Annotated in this window: 16 protein-coding genes; 3 read left to right on the forward strand and 13 right to left on the reverse strand. The window is 59.8% G+C overall.

Annotated elements, in window-relative coordinates; translation table 11 throughout:
- Window positions 1-47: 47 nt before the first annotated feature.
- From fos to ND528_RS15675, 7 genes are all read right to left on the reverse strand, one after another.
- Window positions 48-464 (reverse strand): fosfomycin resistance glutathione transferase, encoded by a 417-nt coding sequence (gene fos / locus ND528_RS15645; protein WP_137215396.1) that lies wholly within the window; start codon window positions 462-464, stop codon window positions 48-50.
- Window positions 465-468: 4 nt separating this feature from the next.
- On the reverse strand, window positions 469-1,188 hold the full coding sequence (locus ND528_RS15650) for a PA3715 family protein (protein WP_263470669.1): 720 nt from the start codon (window positions 1,186-1,188) through the stop codon (window positions 469-471).
- Window positions 1,189-1,224: 36 nt separating this feature from the next.
- The gene (locus ND528_RS15655) at window positions 1,225-1,959 is read right to left on the reverse strand and encodes a PA3715 family protein (protein ID WP_263470792.1); all 735 of its coding nucleotides are present in this window, start codon (window positions 1,957-1,959) and stop codon (window positions 1,225-1,227) included.
- Window positions 1,960-2,495: 536 nt separating this feature from the next.
- A complete protein-coding gene (locus tag ND528_RS15660) occupies window positions 2,496-3,827 on the reverse strand; it encodes an MFS transporter (RefSeq protein ID WP_137215394.1) in 1,332 nt (443 codons plus the stop codon).
- A 182-nt stretch (window positions 3,828-4,009) separates the two neighbouring features.
- Entirely contained in the window at window positions 4,010-4,936 is a 927-nt protein-coding gene (locus ND528_RS15665) for a hydroxymethylglutaryl-CoA lyase (protein ID WP_263470670.1), read from the reverse strand.
- The gene (locus tag ND528_RS15670; protein ID WP_263470671.1) at window positions 4,933-6,126 is read right to left on the reverse strand and encodes a CaiB/BaiF CoA transferase family protein; all 1,194 of its coding nucleotides are present in this window, start codon (window positions 6,124-6,126) and stop codon (window positions 4,933-4,935) included. Before ND528_RS15670 ends, ND528_RS15665 begins: the two co-directional genes overlap by 4 nt.
- A gap of 252 nt (window positions 6,127-6,378) precedes the next feature.
- A complete protein-coding gene (locus tag ND528_RS15675; protein ID WP_263470672.1) occupies window positions 6,379-7,284 on the reverse strand; it encodes a LysR family transcriptional regulator in 906 nt (301 codons plus the stop codon).
- A 232-nt stretch (window positions 7,285-7,516) separates the two neighbouring features.
- Between ND528_RS15675 and ND528_RS15680 the strand changes: the two genes are divergently transcribed.
- Entirely contained in the window at window positions 7,517-8,683 is a 1,167-nt protein-coding gene (locus ND528_RS15680; protein WP_263470673.1) for an MFS transporter, read from the forward strand.
- A 29-nt stretch (window positions 8,684-8,712) separates the two neighbouring features.
- On the opposite strand, the gene ND528_RS15685 is transcribed toward ND528_RS15680, so the two are convergent.
- On the reverse strand, window positions 8,713-10,020 hold the full coding sequence (locus ND528_RS15685) for an NHL repeat-containing protein (RefSeq protein ID WP_263470674.1): 1,308 nt from the start codon (window positions 10,018-10,020) through the stop codon (window positions 8,713-8,715).
- A 205-nt stretch (window positions 10,021-10,225) separates the two neighbouring features.
- Between ND528_RS15685 and ND528_RS15690 the strand changes: the two genes are divergently transcribed.
- The gene (locus tag ND528_RS15690; RefSeq protein ID WP_263470675.1) at window positions 10,226-10,903 is read left to right on the forward strand and encodes a hypothetical protein; all 678 of its coding nucleotides are present in this window, start codon (window positions 10,226-10,228) and stop codon (window positions 10,901-10,903) included.
- Here the strand turns inward: ND528_RS15690 and yiaY are convergent.
- A complete protein-coding gene (yiaY, locus tag ND528_RS15695; protein WP_263470676.1) occupies window positions 10,864-12,012 on the reverse strand; it encodes an L-threonine dehydrogenase in 1,149 nt (382 codons plus the stop codon). The two genes, ND528_RS15690 and yiaY, sit on opposite strands and share 40 nt — an antisense overlap.
- Window positions 12,013-12,166: 154 nt before the next feature.
- Between yiaY and ND528_RS15700 the strand changes: the two genes are divergently transcribed.
- The gene (locus ND528_RS15700) at window positions 12,167-13,186 is read left to right on the forward strand and encodes a DUF4917 family protein (protein ID WP_263470677.1); all 1,020 of its coding nucleotides are present in this window, start codon (window positions 12,167-12,169) and stop codon (window positions 13,184-13,186) included.
- A 164-nt stretch (window positions 13,187-13,350) separates the two neighbouring features.
- On the opposite strand, the gene ND528_RS15705 is transcribed toward ND528_RS15700, so the two are convergent.
- The 4 genes from ND528_RS15705 to ND528_RS15720 form a co-directional block, all read right to left on the reverse strand.
- Window positions 13,351-13,695, reverse strand: a complete 345-nt coding sequence (locus ND528_RS15705) for a YegP family protein (protein ID WP_212615479.1) — start codon at window positions 13,693-13,695, stop codon at window positions 13,351-13,353.
- Between the two features lie 79 nt (window positions 13,696-13,774).
- Entirely contained in the window at window positions 13,775-14,356 is a 582-nt protein-coding gene (locus ND528_RS15710; RefSeq protein WP_263470678.1) for a DJ-1/PfpI family protein, read from the reverse strand.
- 164 nt (window positions 14,357-14,520) lie between these two features.
- Complete coding sequence (locus tag ND528_RS15715; protein WP_263470679.1) at window positions 14,521-15,747, reverse strand: class I SAM-dependent methyltransferase; 1,227 nt, start codon at window positions 15,745-15,747, stop codon at window positions 14,521-14,523.
- A 311-nt stretch (window positions 15,748-16,058) separates the two neighbouring features.
- Window positions 16,059-16,676, reverse strand: coding sequence for a TPM domain-containing protein (locus ND528_RS15720; protein WP_056783438.1), 618 nt, complete (start codon window positions 16,674-16,676; stop codon window positions 16,059-16,061).
- Window positions 16,677-16,686: the final 10 nt, after the last annotated feature.

A 16,686-nucleotide genomic window follows, 5' to 3' on the forward strand; every position in this document is an offset into this window, starting at 1 on the left:
GCGCCAGAACACGTGGCGGCCAGTCTATATCAGCCGACTGCGCCCGATCACTGCGCGTCGTTAAAACGCATGCCGGGGTACGGTTTCTGCCGACACGCAGCCAGCCGCGATTGCAAATCGCCGACATGGGCTTCCAGCTTGTGCCCGTCGGGGTCGAGAAAGTAGAACGACGCGCCCTCGCTACGGTTGTCTCGCCACTGCGGCACCTGAGCCGATTTCAACGTCTCAACCAGTGAAGTGAAGTCTGCCGCGCTCACGCTCAAAGCGTAATGGGTATAGTCCGCGCCCGGCTCCCCACTGCGCTGAGGATCTTCTGACAAGCACAACCACAGTCCGGGCAGTGACAAATAGGCGCCGTTATCCCACGTCGCTTCGACGTTCAATTGCAGCACATCGCGATAAAACGCCAGACTGCGCTGCAGATCGCGGACGGCCAGGGTCAGGTGGTTAAGACCAGTAAGCATCGAATCAGTAACCTCTGAAGTCTTCGGGAAGGACATATTGCTGGCCGTCGTAGATCAGGGTGACCTGGGTGTTCTTCAGGTTGGTGGTTTTCGAAGCGCATTGTTTGCCTGAAGTGAAAGACTCCATCAACGAACCGCTGGAGCTGACGATCAGATCCGCAAACCCGTTGTGGCTGGATGAGCCAATTTCGACAGTCCTGCGAATGCGTGTGTCTCGCGTATCGCACTCCCCGGTACCCTCACCGAAATCCTTGCGCACCACCAGGCCTTCCAGCACTGGGCGTAAGCGATTGCCTTCACGAACATACAAAGCCAGGTCGGTTTTGGAGTACGGATTCGCTCTGGAACCGTGGCTCATGAACGTCGATCGCAGCCCGAACGCACGGACATCCGCCGCCAAGCGGTAACGCGCCGTATCGATGATCAGATCATCGAAGCTGATCGCATCGGAGTCGTAAGCGCCGGGTTTGGCATAACTGGCGAATGTGCTGCCCGTCGTGGCGTTGATTACTGACAGGGCCAGATCGAACACGCCGTCCTGAGCACCCGCAGAATCGGGAACGAAGGTGGCCTTCGCTGCAATTGATTGAGTGTTGAACGCAGGCCAGACTTTGCAGCGCGAGAGAGTATGGCCGTCGAATTTTTTTACTTCGCAAGCCGCATGGACCTGAGCCGTAAGCGCGAACAAGCCGAGTGCGATATAGATTCGGAGATGAAGATTCATGATTCTTCCCTGAAGTATTCGTATCAGTGACATTAGTCACATGCCCTTGAAACCTTGCGGCAAAACGTAGGTTTTGCCGTCATAGCGCAACGTGGTCAGCACCGGCTTTTCGTGGGTAGTTTTCGATTCGCAGGTGTCAGCCGGTCCCTCACCGACCAGGCCCATGGTGACCGAGCGGACAATGATATCGGCGTAACCATGGGAACTGGTTTTACCCATCTCAAGCGTGCGCACCGTCTCCGATCGCTCGCCCGCGCAGTTGCCATCCCATTCGCCACTGAAGCTGTAGACGACCAAGCGATCCAGCACCGGGCGCAGTTTGTCGCCTTCTTTCACGTAAAGCGACAGCAGGGTCTCATCCAGCGGATTGACGCGCGACGAGCCTTTGAAATGGGCGCGTACGCCGAATGCGCGAAGGTCGGGCGTGAGTTTATAACGCGCCGTGTCGAGTTCCAGACTCTCCAGCGCGATCGCATCGGAGAGAAACGTCGACGGCTGATGATAGGTCGCCAGCGGGTTGGAGCTGCCGGCCGCGATGACGGCCAGATCCAGATCGTATGAACCCACCCTGCCCTCCTGGCCATAGACGGGATCGGGCACGAACGTCGATAGCGCGGTAATCGTCAGCGACGGATAAGCCGGCCATTCCTTGCACAAAGAAAAGTCCGCTTCGCCACTGACCGCAGGCGGCGTGCAATCGGCCCACGCCTGCCCAGCCATCAACCATCCGCAGAGCGCGGCAGCGCTGATCCATATGGACTTCATTGTCAATTCCCTCTCCTTGATGACATTGCAGCCGCGCACTATCCCCTTCTGAATCGGACGATTCAACCGCACCAGGCCAGATTGCCAGTACAGAGGCAGGCAAGCGTACATAGCCCCATGTCATTTGGTGCTGTAAGGTGATTTTCTTGAATCCACTTGCACCGAGATTACAGATGTCTCCCTCCTCTCCGCTTTTCCCCGACGTAGGCAACGAAACGCTCACAAGGGTCGATATATCGACGGGCCGGAACGAGGCTGAATTGGCATCAGATACTTCCCGCGACTACCCAGCAGAACAATGGCAAATCCGGGAAGTCCAGCGAGCAGCGCAGGAAGCCGACGACGGTGATTTTGCTTCTGCAGACGACGTCAGGACTATTGCGCAAAAGTGGGAAGGAACGTTGTAGCTGCCGGGTGATTCTGAAGGTTCATCAGTGCTTATGAACCGGCCTTCGCGAGCTGGCTCGCTCCCACAGGAAAGCCGCATTGCAAATGTGGGAGCGAGCCTGCTCGCGAAGGCGTCATCACAGACGCCGCAAATCTCAATACTTGTCCAGCGTACGCAACTTCTGCGGCAAGCCCCACAGCAGCAGCGCTGCGGCGATCAGCGCGGCGACGCCGATGACGTACAGCGCCGGGGTGGTGCTGCCGGTGAGGTCCTTGATGCGTCCGACCATGACCGGGCTGACGATCCCGCCGAACTGCCCCAGGGTATTGATCACTGCGATCCCGCCTGCCGCGCCGGCACCGGCGCCCGCCAGCAGTTTCGGTGGCAGGGTCCAGAAGCTCGGAATCGAAGCGATGATGCCCGCGCCGAGCAGGCCGAGCGCGACGATCAGGAAGGTCGTGTGGCTGGCGAAGATTCCCGCGCTGAAGAAGCCGATCGCGCCGACGATCACCAGCCCGGCGACAAACTTGCGCCGTTCTCCGGTGGCGTCGGACAAGCGTCCGATCACCACCATGCTGATCGCCCCGCAGATGTACGGAATGGCGGTCAGCAGGCCGATCATAACCGGGCTTTCGGTGCCGGCACTGCGGATCAATTGCGGTGCCCAGAAATTCAACCCGTAGGACGCGACCTGAATCAGGAAGTAGATCAAACCCAACGTCAGGAACCCGGGGATTTTCAGCGCCGCGAGCAATGAGCCGCCGCTTTTGTGTGGCTCGTGATGAGCGATGCGGCTGGCGAGCAACTTCTTCTCGTCAGCGGTCAGCCAGTGCGCATCCTCGATGCGGTCCTTGAGCTGAGTCAGCACGAGAAAACCGAGGGCGATGCATGGCACGCCTCCGAGCAGGAACAACCAGTGCCAGCCGCGCATCTGCAACACGCCGTCGAGGTGTTGCAACACCAGCCCCGAGAACGGCGCGCCGACCAGCCCGGCAAACGCCGAGGCCAGAAACAGCATCGAGGTGATGCGGCCACGGAAGTGCTGCGGAAACCACAGGGTCAGGTAATACAGCACGCCCGGAGCAAACCCGGCTTCCATCGCGCCGATGACGAAGCGCAGCGCATAGAACTGCCATTCGCTGTTGACGAAGACCATCGCCGCCGTCGCCACGCCCCAGGACATCATGATCCGCGCAATCCAGCGCCGTGCGCCGACCTTGTACAGCATCATGTTGCTCGGCACTTCGAACAGCACGTAACCGACCACGAACAGCCCGGCGCCGAGGCCGTACGCGGTGTCGCTCAGGCTCAGGTCGGTCTGCAACTGGAATTTGGCGAAGCTGATGTTGATACGGTCGAAAAAGGCGAACAGGTAGCAGACCATGATCAGCGGCATCAGGCGCCAGGCGACTTTGCTGACCAGGGCTTTTTCGGCATCGTGATCGACGGACGGATTCACGCCCGCCTCCATTACATTGAGGCTCATCGATTTTTCTCCAGACGGACTGCCGATGGGCGTCCGATTGTTTTTGTTGTCTGGTGGTACTGCTGAATGCTTTTGAACTGTGGGAGCGAGCCTGCTCGCGAATGCGCCAGATCAGTCGATACCGATGTTGAATGACACACCGCGTTCGCGAGCAGGCTCGCTCCCACAAGGGTTTTGTATCTTCAGGTGGGCATCGGATGCAGATCGCAGTTGCGCCCGGCCTTGGCCAGTTGACCGGGAACTTCGTGGCCCAACAGATCGGGCAAGCTGCGCGAAAGCTTCAGCAGCAGCGGCAAATCGATCCCCGTGGGAATGCCGACTTCAGCGCACAGGTTCACCAGGTCTTCGGTGCAGATATTGCCCGACGCCCCCGGTGCAAACGGGCAGCCACCGAGGCCACCGAGCGCCGCATCGAAACGCCGCGCGCCGGCCTCGTAAGCGGCCAGTACATTGCACAAACCAAGGCCGCGAGTGTTGTGGAAATGCAGGGTCAGGTCGGCCGGCGAAACCCGCTGCAAAACGCGCCGCACCAGGCGATCGACCTGACGTGGATTGGCCATGCCGGTGGTGTCGGCGAGGCTGATGCCCTGAATGCCGAGCTCTTGATAAGCGTCGACAATTTGCAGCACGCGATCCTCATCGATCCGGCCTTCGAACGGACAACCGAACGTGGTGGCGATGCTGCCGTTGAGGCGCACTCCAGAGCCGCTGACGAACGCAACGATGTCAGCGAACGCGGCCAGCGACTCCTCGCAACGCATGCGCATATTGGCGAGGTTGTGGGTCTGGCTGGCGGACATCACCAGATTCAACTCATCGGCATTGGCCGCCAGTGCGCGTTGTGCGCCTTTGAGATTGGGGATCAACGCCACGTAAATCACCCCTGGCTGACGCTGGATGCCGTTGAATACCTGCTCGCCGTCACGCAGGGCCGGAATGGCTTTGGGCGAGACGAACGAGCCGGCTTCGATGCGGCTGAATCCGGCCTGCGAGAGTTGATTGATCAGGGTGATCTTGTCAGCGGTTTCCACCCAGGTCGGCTCGATCTGCAAGCCATCGCGGGGCGAGACTTCCTGGACGATCAGGGTTTGCGAATAGTCAGTGATCATTGCACCACCCCTTGGTTTTTCAGGCGTTCGATGTCGAGTTCAGTCAGCCCCAACCCGGCCAGAATAGCGTCGGTGTGCTGGCCCAGTTTCGGCCCGGACCAGTTTACCCCGCCGGGGGTCTCCGAGAGTTTGGGGACGATGCCGGGCATTTTCACCGTTGCGCCGCCGGGCAACTCGGCATCGAGCAGCATGTCCCGCGCCTGATAGTGCGGATCGGCGACGATGTCAGCCACCGAGTAGATGCGCCCGGCCGGCACTTCAGCGGCTTCGAGGGCGGCCAGTACCTCGTCAATCGGCAGGCTGCTGGTCCAGTGCGTGATGGCCGCATCGAGCAAACCGCTCTGCGCCGCACGACCGTCGTTGTGGGCGAACTCTTCTGCGTCGGCCAGGTCGGCGCGGCCGATGGTGTGCATCAGGCGCTTGTAGATCGGGTCGCTGTTGCCAGCAATCACCACGTAGGCGCCGTCGGCCGTGAGGTAGGTATTGGAGGGCGCGATGCCCGGCAAGGCGCCGCCGCTGCGTTCGCGGACATGGCCAAGCATGTCGTATTCCGGCACCAGACTTTCCATGACGTTGAACACGCTTTCGGCCAGCGACACATCGACGACCTGCCCACCGCCCTGCCCGGTCTTGACCCGCAACAGCGACATCAGCGCGCCGATCACCGCGTGCAGCGAGGCCAGCGAATCGCCGAGGCTGACGCCGACCCGCGCCGGTGGCGAGTCGGGATTGCCGGTGGTGTAGCGAATGCCGCCCATGGCCTCGCCAATCGCACCGAAACCGGGACGGTCGCGGTACGGGCCGGTCTGGCCGTAGCCGGTGATACGCACCAGGGTCAGGTTCGGATTCAAGGCATGCAGCACGTCCCAGCCCAGACCGAGCTTTTCCAGCGCACCGGGGCGCAGGTTTTCAATGATCACGTCGGCGTCGCCGGCCAGTTGCTTGACCAGTTCGATGCCTTCAGCGGATTTCAGATTGAGCGCCAGGGATTTCTTGTTGCGCGATTGCAGGTACCACCACAGCGATGTGCCTTCGTGCAGCTTGCGCCATTTGCGCAGCGGGTCGCCCTGACCCATGGCTTCGATCTTGATCACCTCGGCGCCGAACTCGGCAAGCATGCGCGCGGCAAACGGCGCGGCGATCAGGGTGCCGATCTCGATCACTTTGATTGCACTCAAAGGGGCAGTCATCACGGGTACCTCTTGTTCTTGGAATATGTCGCCAAGGCTAGAGGAACGATGATTGACGAATCCAGCCGTCTCTCGGCAATGGGCGTTCGCGAAATGCGAATGCTCCGCAGTGATTGCGTGGTGAATTCAGGGCCGCCTTCGCGAGCAGGCTCGCTCCCACAAGGATCTGTAGTGGTTTCAGATTCTGTGTTCACACAAGTTCAATGTGGGAGCGAGCCTGCTCGCGAAGGGGCCATCAGCCGCAATGAAGATCTACCGCCCGCGCAAATGCTCAAACAACATCCGGCTCACCGGCGACAACCCCGCCTCATCGCGCACCACCACAATCAGCGCGCGATCCGCCCAGGCATCGGTCAGCGGCACCGCGCGCAAGCCCAGCGCCTGACCGAACAACTCATAGGCTCGCTGCGGCAGAATGCCGATGCCCATGTTCGCCTGGACCATCCGGCACACCGCATCGAATCCCGGCACATGAATGCGGATGCGCAGGACTTTGCCGGCCTGCCGCGCCGCCGCATGGGTACGCATGTTGATCGAACTGGCTGCGTGCAAGCCGACGTAGTCGCTGTCGAGGGTTTCACTGAAAGTCACCGATTCGCAGGTAGCCAACGGATGCTCCGGCAGAATCACCACCACCAGTTTGTCCTGACGGTACAACACGCTGTGCAGGCCTTTGGTGTCGCTGTCCTCAGAGCAAATGCCGAGGTCGGCGACGCCATCGAGCACACCCTGAATCACCCCGGCGCTGGGGCGTTCTTCAAGGTCGGTCTTGACCTGCGGATGCTGCGCCGAGAAGTCACGCAAGTCTTCAGGCAGGAACTGAATGATCGCCGACAGATTGGCCAGCATGCGCACGTAACCGCGCACACCGTGGCTGTGCTCACCCAGCTCCAGGCCCATTTTTTCTACGTTGAAGAGCATCTGCCGCGCATGGTGCAGCAGGGTTTCACCGGCCGGCGTGAGGATCATGCCTTTGGCCTGGCGCACGAACAAAGCGATGCCCAGCGCCTCCTCCAACTCCATCAGACGTTTGCTGGCCGCCGACACCGCGATGGCTTCGCGCGCAGCCGCACGGGTCAACGTGCCTTCCTCGTGGACGGCGACGAACAGTTGCAGAGTGATCAGGTCGAGACGGCGGATCAGGCTTTTTTGCAGCATGGGAAGCTCGAGTACTGAGTGATTTGAATCGGCAGGATAGCCCGGTTTTCGTTTTAGTCAGACATGTGAACAGTCCGAAGACTTTCATGGTTTCGCCCTACAAACTAAACTGCGCCGCCTCTCAGGAATGACGGAAACCGCCGATTTATTCCGGACTTTTTGCTTTGTAAAGTCTTTGCACCAGCGGTGGATCCGTAATGCAGGGCAACAAGCGACTGAACAGGGATGAGCCATGAACGCCCGCGTCACCCTTTTGATCACCTGCAGCACGGTTTTCCTCGCCCAACTGGGCATGAGTATTTATCTGCCGGCGCTGCCGGAGATTGCCGTTTATCTGCGCGCCGAACCTGCGCAGGTGGCGTGGGGGTTGTCGCTGTACCTTATCGGTATGGCGCTGCCGATGTTGTTCTGGGGCAGTCTGGCGCAGCGCATCGGACGCAAACCGGTGTTGCTGGCAGCGCTGGTTATTTATGGGTTGAGCAATCTGGCGTTACCGACGGGTTCGACGCTTGAATCGTTTTTGCTGCTGCGATTGTTGCAAGGCGTGGGTGCCAGCGGTATTTCGGTGATGGCGCGGGTGCTGATCCGCGACAGCTTTCGCGGCGATCTCCTCGCCAAGGCGCTGTCGTGGATTTCGATATCGTTCGTGGTGGCGCTGGGTATCGGCCAATATCTGGGCTCGCTCATCGAGGTGACGCTGGGCTGGCAGGCGATCTTCTACTTGCTCGGTGTGACGTGCCTGTTGATGGCGGTGATTGTCTCGCGAGTGACTTTCCCTTCGATGACTGACGAACCCGTCAGCACCTCATCCTGGTCCGCTTATCGACGGATTGCGTTGCACCGGACGTTTCTTCTTCCGGCTCTCGCGGGTGGTTTGGGCTACGGCGTGATCATCGCTTTCAACACTGCCGCACCGCTGATTTTGCAGGGGCCGTTCGCGTGGTCGACGGTGGATTACGGACTGCTCGGCTGGCCGATCAGCGCGGCGTATTTTCTCGGCGCACTGGCTGTTAACCGCTTCGTCGTGCGTACCGGTCAGGCGCGGTTGATGACCATTGGCGTCGGTATGGTCTTGGCGGGCAGTGGCGTGATGTTGCTGGGAAGCTTGACGGCCAGCTCCATCGCCATTCTGTTTTGGCTGCCCTATTGCGTGGCAGTGTTTGGCCAATCCTTGAACTACCCGATCAGCCTGTCTCGCGCCAACTATGGCGCACCGATCGCCGGGGCTTATGCGATGGCGTTGAGCGGTTTTATCCATCAGTTGATGGCGGCGATCATTGGCGCGATGGCCAGCCTGATCGCCAGCCCCCAAGCCTGGCCGTTGTCGCTGCTGTGCGTGTTACTGGCAGTGGGCGCGATGCTGTGCGTGCGGTTCACGCCGAGGGGAGACATCCGTTAGAACGCGTTGCGAGCTTTACCTTGAATCGATTATCGGCGACGGCGTTGTGCGGGTTTTGTGATGGCCGCGGTCAGCAAGCGAACCAACTGCGCGCTGTCGTCTTTGCGGCCCAAAACCAGGATGGATGAGCCTTGCAAGCAGGCATCGATGGCAGGCCACGAAATGTCCTTCGCGCCTTCGATATCAAAAGAATCATCCACCGCGCCGTCGACCTCAAAACCTCCCGTCAGCAAGCCTCGTGAATTGCCCGAGGTTTGCCCGACCGCGACGATCCGTCCGTCGTCGATATCATTCAGCGCGAAGCCTGCCTTCCAACTCCTGAGATCGAGTGTCTGTATTGCGGGGGTGATCACAGGATTCTCGAACGCTGTATCCATCTGACCGGCGTCGGTGATACCGCTGATCACACCATGCTGGAGCTTCATACCTTGCGTTGATTCGACCGCCGAACCGAGCAGCAGCAGGCGCTCTGCCGTTTGCGCAACGATGTTCTCCACGTGGCTTTCGAGCGGTTTGCCATCCCTTTGGATGTTCAGCACCAATACTCCCTTGTCGCCAAACTGTTCTGCGACGTTTCCGCTGCTGTCGAATGCCATGACCAATCCCTGATTGGTAACTTCGATTTTGCCATGCACCAGAATCAGCCCGTTGGCGAGCTGAATGATCCCCGACAATGAAATGGCTACCTTAGGCAGCGTCAGGACCAGCCAGCCTTTGTCAGCGAACGATGGATCATTCGCGCCACCGCGAAGCAACCGCGTCAACAAACCACTACCGTTTTGAGACGTCACGAAAAGCAGCCCGTCCGCCCCTTCAACCTGCGGGGTAGATTTCGTCAGAATAAATCGCCCATGCGTGGCACCGGACAACAAAGGGATACGCGTAGGCACAATCTGGTAGCCGCTCCTGTCGTCGCCGAACGCGATGTCCGGCGAGCCGTCGGGCAAGAACCGGGCGATGACCTGGTGGAGTTTAATGACCTCGTCCTCGATGATGCCAATCACCCCACACATCCAGATCAGCCCATCGTCCGCATCCACTAGCAAGTGTCCGCCTTGCGAGAGCAGAGGTGTACCAAAGTGGCCAGTCAGATAGCCGGCCTCACCGAAGCTCGAATCCGGATTTCCATTGGCATCCAGACGCGCAAGACCGTAGTACGAATGACCTGATCGCTCAACGGTTGCGCTGACCATGATCTTCCCTGAAGGAGTGATCGCCACGCCTTTGCTGATGGTTTTGCTCGCCCCGGGAAATTTCAGGGTTCGCAAACCAAAAAGCTCATCCAGCTCTCCGGCTGACTGTGCTTTAGGTGCCTTTGGCGCGGGGGATTTCGACATGTTCGTATTCTCTTCAAGAGATCGACGTCGACCCCCTTGTTCAGAGCATTCGACCCGAAGAAGCCATGTTGAACAACTGACATAAATGACAGTTTTTTAGAACTTAAGGCTATTGACGTCCAACCAACCAAGTCTAAAAAACTGGTAGTTCTTACAGGTCCAAAACCGGTTAAAATCTGTAAACCTGTTCATTCATCATTTCTGAATGAGCAAACCGGTCATGAGTAGCGGACATCCAACGGACGCCCGGCCGGGGCTTCCGACGATCGTATTTCCTTTTGAGGGCGGTAAAACCGCACGCCGTCCCGTACTGTTCGGAACGGGGCCGGCGGGTGGTTTGATCGAGATATGGGATGCCGGGGAAAACTTCCATTACGCTTCAGGCCCCATCGGTAGCGACGAACGCTGGACAGTTGATGTTTTCGAAGAAATCGCTCCGGGACTTCATCAGATCCGTGCTCGCGTGATAGCGGGCGCCGCCTCGGAGTGGTCCGCCCCTCGCTCATTCAGAGCCAACGCAACAGATGATGCCCCTGTCATCAATTTGCCTGGGGAAAGCGAGCAGGTCAGCGATGTCGTGACATTCCAGGGAAGAGTGCCTCGCGCAGGCGGTTACGTCGACATTGTCGATCTGAACGACGGTCGCCACCTCGCTCAGGTAAGGGTTGGGCCTGACATGACCTGGTTCACACAGCTGACCGGTCTCGGTGCGCGAGTACACAGAGTTTCCGTCAATCATCGATTGGACGGCGTCGCGTCGAACTGGGCGGGCGTACGCACCTTTACGGTGGTCGCAGAAGCGAGCGAAGGACTGTTCGACTTCGCTCGCCTGCGCACCTTCATTCAAAATGCGTTACGGAAAATCTCTTCGATCTGGCGCTGATCCGCTGCCCGTGGATTGGTCAGTCCGCACGCGTCCTTCAAGGCATTGGCGGCGAGCACAGGGATGTCGCTGAGCTTCGCGCCCAGCTCGCGCAGTCCGCCGGGAATCTCGACGTCTTTGGCAAGGTTGCGAATGGTATTGATGGCCGCCTGCGCGCCCTCTTCTGCGCTGAAACCGCGAATATCCGCGCCCATGGCGTGGGCGACGTCCCTGAGTCGGTCAGCGCAGACCTGCGCATTGAAACTCTGCACATGCGGCAACAGCACAGCGTTGCAGACGCCGTGGGGCAAGTCGTAGTAGCCGCCGAGCTGATGCGCCATGGCGTGGACAAATCCGAGCGAGGCGTTGTTGAACGCCATGCCGGCGAGGAACTGCGCGTAAGCCATGTTCTCCCGCGCCGCCAGGTCGCTGCCGTCGCGCACGGCCAGACGCAGGTTGCTGCTGATCAGGCTCATCGCTTTAAGCGCGCAAGCATCGGTGATCGGGTTGGCGGCGGTCGAGACGTAGGCTTCGATGGCGTGGGTCAGCGCATCCATGCCAGTGGCGGCGGTCAGGCCTTTGGGCATCGCGACCATCAGTTCCGGATCGTTGACTGACAGCAGTGGCGTGACGTTGCGGTCGACGATGGCCATTTTCACGTGGCGCGATTCGTCGGTGATGATGCAGAAGCGGGTCATTTCGCTGGCAGTACCGGCGGTGGTGTTGATGGCGATCAGCGGCAATTGCGGCTTGCTCGAGCGATCGACGCCTTCGTAATCGCCGATCTGCCCGCCATTGGTTGCGCACAGGGCGATGCCCTTGGCGCAATCGTGTGGCGAGCCGCCACCCAGCGACACGACAAAATCGCAACGGCTTTCCTTCAACAGCCCCAACCCGGATTCGACATTGGCCGTGGTCGGGTTCGGTCTGGCGCCATCGAAGATCACCGAATCGATGTCCTGCATCGCCAGTTTCTCGGCGATCATTGCGGCCACGCCAGCCTTGGCCAGCCCGGCGTCGGTGACAATCAGCGCCTTGCGAAAACCATAATTGCGAATCGCGACCATGGCTTCGTCGAGGCAGCCGCTGCCCATGATGTTGACCGCCGGAATGAAGAAGGTGCTGCTCATCGTGTGTCTCCTGACTGGAGCCGGATCGACTGCCTCGATTCGGCGGGTGCACACAGGATCGACCGATCGGTCACGAGCAATGTTGATCTGGCTCAATGTCCGCTCGTGATAAAGTCGCCGTCCATCTGCCCTTTGTTTTGAGACCGCCCACCCAATGACCGATTTTCTCGATGTCGACGCCACCCTCGAAGACTGGAATGCCTTGCGCGCCGCGAACGATTTCCAGGGTTTGCTGGTGGGCAATGGCGCCAGCCGCGCGGTGTGGGATGACTTCGGCTACGACTCGCTGTTCGAAAACGCCCGTACGGTCGAAGAGAAACCGCTGAGCCCATCGGAACTGGCGGTATTCGACGCGCTGCAAACCCGCAGCTTCGAGCAAGTGCTGGGCGCCCTGAAAACCACCAGCCGGGTCAACAAGGCGCTGGCGGTCAGTTCAGCGGCGCCGCGCAATCGCTATTACGCGATCAAGGAAGCGCTGATCAACACCGTGCACGCGGTGCACATCCCGTGGCGGCTGGTGCAGCCTTCGACACTGACGGTGCTTAATGCAGAACTGGCGAGCTATCGCACGGTGTTCACCACCAACTACGACCTGCTCAATTACTGGGCGCTGCAACACCCGGGCGAGGCCATTGACGACCTGTTCAACGGCGCTGACGCGAGTTTCGATCTGAGCCAGAGCGCCACCGAAAAACCGCGCCTGCTGTACCTGCACGGCGGGCTGCATCTGGTGCGCAATCAGGACGGCACCGCACGCAAACTGACCTCGACCGAGGGCACCCTGCTCGGCAGTTTCGCCATCAACAACACGATCAAAACCCTGGACGACGTGCCCCTGTTCGTCACCGAAGGGCCGAGCGCCGATAAGCTAAAGACCATCCGCAGCTCGGATTATCTGTCGTTCTGCTACGAGCAGTTACTGGCCCATGGCGACAGCCTGTGCATCTTCGGCCACGCGCTGGGCGAGCAGGATGCACACTTGGTGCGGGCGCTGCGCCTGGCCAGACCGAGATGCGTGGCGATCTCGATTTATCCGCGCAGTGCCGCATTCATCCAGCATCAGAAGCGTCACTACGCCAAGGTGTTTGAAGGTACCGGAGTTGAGTTGCGGTTCTTTGATGCCAAGAGTCATGCGCTGGGCAGTCCGAAATTGGCGGTACCGGTTGAGGTTTGATATTGGCCGGGCTGACGCCTTCGCGAGCAGGCTCGCTCCCACAATGGAATGCGGTCACCTGTGGGAGCGAGCCTGCTCGCGAAGACGGCCTGGCAGCCAATCCAAAAGGTGACTGGAACACCGCTTTCGCGAGCAGGCTCGCTCCCACAGGTTGATGTCGGATTTCAGAGGACAGGCAGGGTCTTGTCCTTGATGGTTTTCGTCGACCCGTTGGCCTTCACGCTGGCAATGCCCTTGTCGCACGCGCCATCCGATGAATACGACTCGCTGCTGCCGATGACCTGGTGATTGGCCGCCTTGAGGTTGAAGTACGGGTGGCCGTCCTTGGTCGATTTTTTCTCGTAGCGCTCGTCATGCGGGCTGTTGGCCTGCACCGAGGCAATGCCACCGTCGGCACCGGCGCGGGTGCTGTAGAGCTCGCTGGTCAGAATCGTTTCGGCGTTCGCTGCTTTCAACACGAACCTGAATTGGCCGTTGCTGCTTTTGCTCACTTCGTACCATCCGGACATGTCTGTTTCTCCTCGGGCGATTGAGAGATTTCGCGCTTCAGAGTAAAGACCAGCGTCTGCGATCTGTCGCCTGCCCCGACTACAAGCTGATTTTCGTACCGAGCAGACCGAGGAAACCGGCCAGCCATTTAGGATGCGCCGGCCACGCCGGAGCGGTGGCGAAATTTCCCTGAACATGGCCGTCGGTCACCGCAATGTCGATGTAGGTGCCGCCCGCCAGACGTACTTCCGGGGCGCAGGCCGGATACGCGCTGCACTCACGCCCTTCGAGCACACCCGCCGCCGCGAGCAATTGCGCGCCATGGCAGACCGCTGCGATGGGCTTGCCGGCGTTGTCGAACGCGCGCACCAGTTCGAGGACTTTGTCGTTCAGCCGCAGGTATTCCGGCGCACGACCGCCGGGGATCAGCAGCGCGTCGTAATCGGCTTCGCTGGCCTTGGCGAAATCGAAATTGAGGGCGAACAAGTGACCGGGTTTTTCGCTGTAGGTCTGATCGCCTTCGAAATCATGAATCGCGGTGCGCACGGTGCTGCCAGCGGACTTGTCCGGGCACACGGCGTGGACCGTGTGGCCGACCATCTGCAGGGCCTGGAACGGCACCATCACTTCGTAGTCTTCGACGTAATCGCCGACCAGCATCAGGATCTTTTTCGCGGCCATGGGAAAACTCCTCGGGGAAAGGTCTGGGGAGTATTCAAGGTAGACCCAAATTGAGCTGCAAGCTGCAAGCTGCAAGCTGCAAGAAAAAGCAGGATCACCCAAATCAGGCACACCAGCGTCATGCTTCAACTTGCAGCTTGCCGCTTGAAGCTTGCAGCTGCCTGTTAAGGCATATAGCCGTCAGCGCGCAGCAGTGTTTCCAGGCAGTGTTCGCTGATGTGGTAGAACGCCTTGAGCTCTGCGATCTTCGCCAACAACTGCGTCGGATCGACCGGTTCGGCGCGTTTCACCGCGAGAATCATCTTGTTCTTGTTGGTGTGTTCCAGCGAAATGAATTCGAACACCTTGGTCTCGTAACCGCAGGCTTCGAGGAACAACGCGCGCAAGCTGTCGGTGACCATTTCCGCTTGTTGGCCGAGGTGCAAGCCGTATTGCAGCATCGGTTTGAGCAGCGCCGGGCTCTGGATCTGCAGGCGGATCTGTTTATGGCAGCACGGCGAGCACATGATGATCGACGCGCCCGAGCGGATGCCGGTGTGGATCGCGTAATCGGTGGCAATGTCGCAGGCATGCAGGGCGATCATCACGTCCAGCTCACTCGGCGCCACTGTGCGCACGTCACCGCACTTGAACACCAGCCCCGGATGCTCAAGCTTGGCCGCAGCGGCGTTGCACAGGTTGACCATTTCTTCGCGCAGCTCGACGCCGGTGACTTCGCCCTCGGCCTTCAGCGTGTTGCGCAGGTAGTCGTGAATGGCGAACGTCAGGTAGCCCTTGCCCGAACCGAAATCGGCGACCCGCACCGGTTTGTCCAGCGCCAGCGGCGACGAGGTCAGGGCATGGCTGAACACTTCGATGAACTTGTTGATCTGCTTCCACTTGCGCGACATCGCCGGGATCAGCTCGTGCTGCGCATTGGTCACGCCCAGATCCTTGAGGAACGGGCGACTTAATTCGAGGAAGCGGTTTTTCTCGCGGTTGTGCTCGGCGGACGGCGCTTCACGCAATTGCTGAGGCTTGCTCTTGAACAGCGAACTCTTGCCCTTTTTGCTGTATTCCAGCTGCGCTTCGTCGGTCAACGCCAGTAAATGCGCATTTTTGAACGAGGTCGGCAGCAGACCGGCAATCAGCGCCACGCCTTCGCTCAGCGGCAGGTTCTTGGTGATGTCGCGGGTCTTGTAGCGATAAACGAATGACAGGCACGGCTGCGCCTTGACCGTCACCGGTTTGATGATGACCCGTTGCAGATCCGCCTCTTCACCGACGTATTTGGCCAACACCAATTTTATTAAACCGCTGTCGTCGAGGCTGTTTTGCAGCAGCTCGATGAACTGGGCGTGGTGATCGGCGGCCTGTTTGGCGGACGGCGCGGAAGAAGCGGAAACGGACATGGACAAGCGGCCTCGGACGGGCGGAATCAGGAATGGCGGGTATTTTAGGGGGGATGGGGGTTGAGGACACCCTCTTATTTACCCAACGGTTCAGAAGCCCCTCACCCCAGCCCTCTCCCGGAGGGAGAGGGGGCCGATCGCGCTGTTCTCCAGAACTACGCCGACCTGAAAAAACGAGCCGAACTCAGGTTCTCAATCCATAGTCGACTCGGACGTTCAGGTCGGTGTCGAGCAAAAGACACCTCGGTCGGCTCCCTCTCCCTCCGGGAGAGGGCTGGGGTGAGGGTCTGGGGCTCAAGTGAAAAGCCATATCAGCCCAACACCACCAACCGATTCGGCAACTCGTTCCTCACCTGCGTCACCGGCACATGCACCTTCAACAACTCGCCACACGCCTCCACGCACGTGACAAACCCTTCAAGCGTGCGGCCTTCGCGGACCTGTTCGGTAAACGCCGCGACAATCGCGTCCCAGTTGCTGTTATCCAGCCGTTTGGAAATCCCCTCGTCCACCAGAATCTCCACATAGCGCTCAGCCTCGCAGACAAAAATCAGCATGCCGGTGCTGCCCACGGTGTGGTGCAGGTTCTGTTCGAGAAACTGCCGCCGCGCCAGGTTGGAGGCGCGCCAGTGGCGCACGCGGCGCGGCACCAGATGGGTGGTGATTTTCGGCAGACGGAACAACAGGCAGAGGACGATGAACATGCCCCATTGCACCAGCAGCAGGCTGCGCAAGGTCAGCCAACCGGTGAGGTAGTGGACGATGCCCGGCAACACCAGCGCCAGCAGGCTGGCCCAGAGCAGCGGGATGTACGCATAATCGTCGGCGCGGGCAGCGAGCACCGTGACCAGTTCGGCGTCGGTGTCGCGCTCGACCCGGGCGATAGCCTCGGCGACTTTGCGTTGTTCGTGTTCAGTCAGTAATGCCATGTCGAAAAGT

The sequence above is a fragment of the Pseudomonas mercuritolerans genome (assembly GCF_025706525.1).
In the GTDB taxonomy this organism is placed as follows: Bacteria; Pseudomonadota; Gammaproteobacteria; order Pseudomonadales; family Pseudomonadaceae; genus Aquipseudomonas; species Aquipseudomonas mercuritolerans.

Bases quoted from the DNA above. Each gene is read 5' to 3' on its own strand.
- ND528_RS15675 (WP_263470672.1), bottom strand. From the start codon at position 7,284: ATGCTGCAAAAAAGCCTGATCCGCCGTCTCGACCTGATCACTCTGCAA.
- ND528_RS15690 (WP_263470675.1), top strand. From the start codon at position 10,226: ATGAGCAAACCGGTCATGAGTAGCGGACATCCAACGGACGCCCGGCCG.
- ND528_RS15670 (WP_263470671.1), bottom strand. From the start codon at position 6,126: ATGACTGCCCCTTTGAGTGCAATCAAAGTGATCGAGATCGGCACCCTG.
- ND528_RS15710 (WP_263470678.1), bottom strand. From the start codon at position 14,356: ATGGCCGCGAAAAAGATCCTGATGCTGGTCGGCGATTACGTCGAAGAC.
- ND528_RS15660 (WP_137215394.1), bottom strand. From the start codon at position 3,827: ATGAGCCTCAATGTAATGGAGGCGGGCGTGAATCCGTCCGTCGATCAC.
- ND528_RS15685 (WP_263470674.1), bottom strand. From the start codon at position 10,020: ATGTCGAAATCCCCCGCGCCAAAGGCACCTAAAGCACAGTCAGCCGGA.
- yiaY (WP_263470676.1), bottom strand. From the start codon at position 12,012: ATGAGCAGCACCTTCTTCATTCCGGCGGTCAACATCATGGGCAGCGGC.
- ND528_RS15680 (WP_263470673.1), top strand. From the start codon at position 7,517: ATGAACGCCCGCGTCACCCTTTTGATCACCTGCAGCACGGTTTTCCTC.
- ND528_RS15650 (WP_263470669.1), bottom strand. From the start codon at position 1,188: ATGAATCTTCATCTCCGAATCTATATCGCACTCGGCTTGTTCGCGCTT.
- ND528_RS15665 (WP_263470670.1), bottom strand. From the start codon at position 4,936: ATGATCACTGACTATTCGCAAACCCTGATCGTCCAGGAAGTCTCGCCC.
- ND528_RS15700 (WP_263470677.1), top strand. From the start codon at position 12,167: ATGACCGATTTTCTCGATGTCGACGCCACCCTCGAAGACTGGAATGCC.
- ND528_RS15705 (WP_212615479.1), bottom strand. From the start codon at position 13,695: ATGTCCGGATGGTACGAAGTGAGCAAAAGCAGCAACGGCCAATTCAGG.
- fos (WP_137215396.1), bottom strand. From the start codon at position 464: ATGCTTACTGGTCTTAACCACCTGACCCTGGCCGTCCGCGATCTGCAG.
- ND528_RS15720 (WP_056783438.1), bottom strand. From the start codon at position 16,676: ATGGCATTACTGACTGAACACGAACAACGCAAAGTCGCCGAGGCTATC.
- ND528_RS15715 (WP_263470679.1), bottom strand. From the start codon at position 15,747: ATGTCCGTTTCCGCTTCTTCCGCGCCGTCCGCCAAACAGGCCGCCGAT.